Source organism: Sphingorhabdus sp. (assembly GCF_040079335.1).
Classification (GTDB): domain Bacteria; phylum Pseudomonadota; class Alphaproteobacteria; order Sphingomonadales; family Sphingomonadaceae; genus Sphingorhabdus_B.
In genome coordinates this window covers 1-2,423 of record NZ_JBEBKL010000113.1, presented here as the reverse complement: position 1 = coordinate 2,423, position 2,423 = coordinate 1, and the positions used below count along the sequence as shown (strand labels likewise).

General features: G+C 59.0%; 4 protein-coding genes. 3 read left to right on the top strand and 1 reads right to left on the bottom strand.

All coding sequences use genetic code 11. The features are described from left to right. A partial coding sequence (locus tag ABL922_RS14585) for a DUF736 family protein (RefSeq protein WP_349024934.1) occupies positions 1–117 on the top strand: 117 nt, incomplete at its 5' end. Positions 118–253: 136 nt separating this feature from the next. Then, complete coding sequence (locus ABL922_RS14580; protein WP_349024933.1) at positions 254–1,165, top strand: DUF4238 domain-containing protein; 912 nt, start codon at positions 254–256, stop codon at positions 1,163–1,165. A 104-nt stretch (positions 1,166–1,269) separates the two neighbouring features. Here the strand turns inward: ABL922_RS14580 and ABL922_RS14575 are convergent. Continuing rightward, a protein-coding gene (locus tag ABL922_RS14575) for an IS630 family transposase (protein ID WP_349024932.1) occupies positions 1,270–2,212 on the bottom strand; the annotation gives its coding sequence in 2 pieces (ribosomal slippage) (positions 1,270–1,875 and positions 1,877–2,212; 942 coding nt in all). Positions 2,213–2,243: 31 nt separating this feature from the next. Here ABL922_RS14575 and ABL922_RS14570 point away from each other — a divergent pair. Then, positions 2,244–2,423: DUF1289 domain-containing protein (locus tag ABL922_RS14570; RefSeq protein ID WP_349024931.1), on the top strand; the 180-nt coding region annotated here is incomplete at its 3' end.

Below are 2,423 nucleotides of genomic sequence, written 5' to 3'. Positions count from 1 at the left end.
ATCAAGCTCGACGATCCCAGCTTCAACGCACCGATCTTTGCCAGCCTGTTCGCCGACGAAGATGGCAAGACCCACAACCTGATCTGGTCACGCGCCCGCACCACAAACGGCAACTGACCCTCGCACCCACGCCCCGCCCGGCGCTGCCGAGCGGGGCTTTGTGGTGCTGATACGATTCTTGCGATTAGGCATCGGAGCCTGAGGTCATGAGATGTACATGTTCTGAAGCGATCTGTTCTGATAGGAGGCTCGGATGCGGCATCACTACGTCCCACAATTCCTTCTCCGCCGCTGGACAGACGCTGCCGGGAAGCTGCGCATCTACAAAATGCGCGACGGTCGCCTGACGCGAAAGGACATGGGGCCGAAATCCACCGGCTACGAGAACGGGCTCTATGCGCTCGTTGCCGGGGTGTTGGGGTTTCCCGAAGATCATCTGGAGAAGCGACTGTTCGGCCCGATTGACAATAATGCTGCCGTGGCCTTGGACAAGATAGAACGGCGCGCCGTTCTGACCGACGATGACCATATCGCTTGGACGTTCTTCGTTTGCTCGCTTCGTATACGCCAACCCGATGTTCTCGAATTCTTGCGGACAGAGGGGAAGCAGCATCACGCAGAGATACTGGCTAACTTGGACAAGGAGTCTTTGCCGGCCGGTGCCCCGAACACCGAGCAGTGGTTCAACCGTCACTTCCCCGGCACCATTGATGCGGCGACTCTCACCTCATGGCTTCCGCGCATGATCCTGCACGACGACGTCGCCGATCGGTTCAGCAGCTTGCACTGGTGGTGCCGCGAGTTCGAGGCAGACGCGCCAAAGCTGTTGCTGTCGGATCTACCCCTTCATTGGGAAGGCGGGTTCAATCAGCCGGGCTTCATCATCCAATTGCCAATCGGCCCAGATCGCATCTTTTTCGGCACCGCCTCGGCTGAGACCGAGCAGATACTTGGAGCGATGCCTGCTGATGTGCTGATCCCGCGCGTCAACCGCTCGACGCTGGCATCTTCTTCGCAACGATTTTGGGCAACGACGGATGGTGGCCTCGACGCGTTCGTCGAAGCCAACCGTGACGTGATCGGCAAGAATGTCGCGCCCTTTCGCTCCTTCGCGCCCTGGAACCGAAAGCCGCCGGAATATGACTTGGACGAAAGCGGCGCTTAGCCGAACCCCGTCGGAGGGGAGCGCCGTTTCGGCGCGCGGATGATCCTTCGCCCGCCATCCCCCTGCAAAGAAATCTGCAAGCTGGACACTAGAGTTTGATGAGATTAGGTTTGAGCATAGCCTGAGTTTCTGAGGTAGTTTGCGCATTCGTTGGGGCTAAAGCAGTCGAGCAATGAGCCGATACGTCGCCATGTTGCTTCGTGAGTTCTCTCGGCGGCTTTGCGCATGAGGTGTTTTAGCTTAGCAAAGACCTGTTCGATGGGGTTCAGGTCGGGCGAGTATGGCGGCAGGAACAGCAGCCTGGCGCCGACGCTGCGGATGGCCTGCCGCACAGCCGGTCGCTTGTGGCTGGAGAGATTGTCCATGATGACGACATCGCCTGGAGAGAGCGTGGGCACGAGACATTGTTCGACATAGTCGGTGAAGCTTTGCCCGTTGATTGGCTGATCGATTACACACGGCGCATCGATCCGGTCACAGCGCAGGGCTGCAAGGAACGTCATCGTGCGCCAATGACCATAAGGGACCTTGGCATGAAGCCGCCGTCCCTTAGGTGCCCAACCCCGCAGTGGGGCCATGTTGGTCTTGGCCCATGTTTCATCGATGAAGACCAGCCGGGCAGGATCAAGCCGCCCCTGATACTTCTTCCACTGTTCGCGCCGTCTTGCGACTTTCGGGCGAAGCTGTTCGGCGGGCAGCACGCTTTTTTTTGAAGCTCAATCCTTCGTCGTGGGCGAACGACCAGACCGTCCGATAATCAACATTGACCCCACGTTCGGCAAGCTCAGCCACAAGGCCGCGCAAGGTGAAGTCCGTTTTGGTCCGCTCCAGCAACCATTCCCGGTGCGCGCCGATCAGCTTGCGTGGCTTGTGACCACCCATTTGCCCCGGAGCAGCGCTACCCGTGTCACGCTGCCGCGCAAGCCAGTTCACCGCTGTACTGATCGCAATGCCAAAGCGCCGAGCCGCCGCATTGCGAGACAGGCCATCTCGTTCCACCGATAAAATCACGCGCTCTCGAAGATCAAGCGAATAAGGTCGTGCCATGCCTTGCTGGCCTCCAATCCCAGCACAAAGCTTGAATCACAAAAATATCCCGCTGGGAATCCCCTATCGATTCAACCAAAACTCATCCCGCTCTAGTTCCAGCGTCTGCATCGGCTGCGGTCGCACACTTGGCGAGATCGCCGAATGGGGGAGCGCGACCGCCAGCCGTCAGCATGAAATCGTCCGGCGATCTTCAGCCCGCATGGGAAGC

Coding starts and splice junctions, on each gene's coding strand:
- ABL922_RS14580 (WP_349024933.1), top strand. CDS start 254: ATGCGGCATCACTACGTCCCACAATTCCTTCTCCGCCGCTGGACAGAC.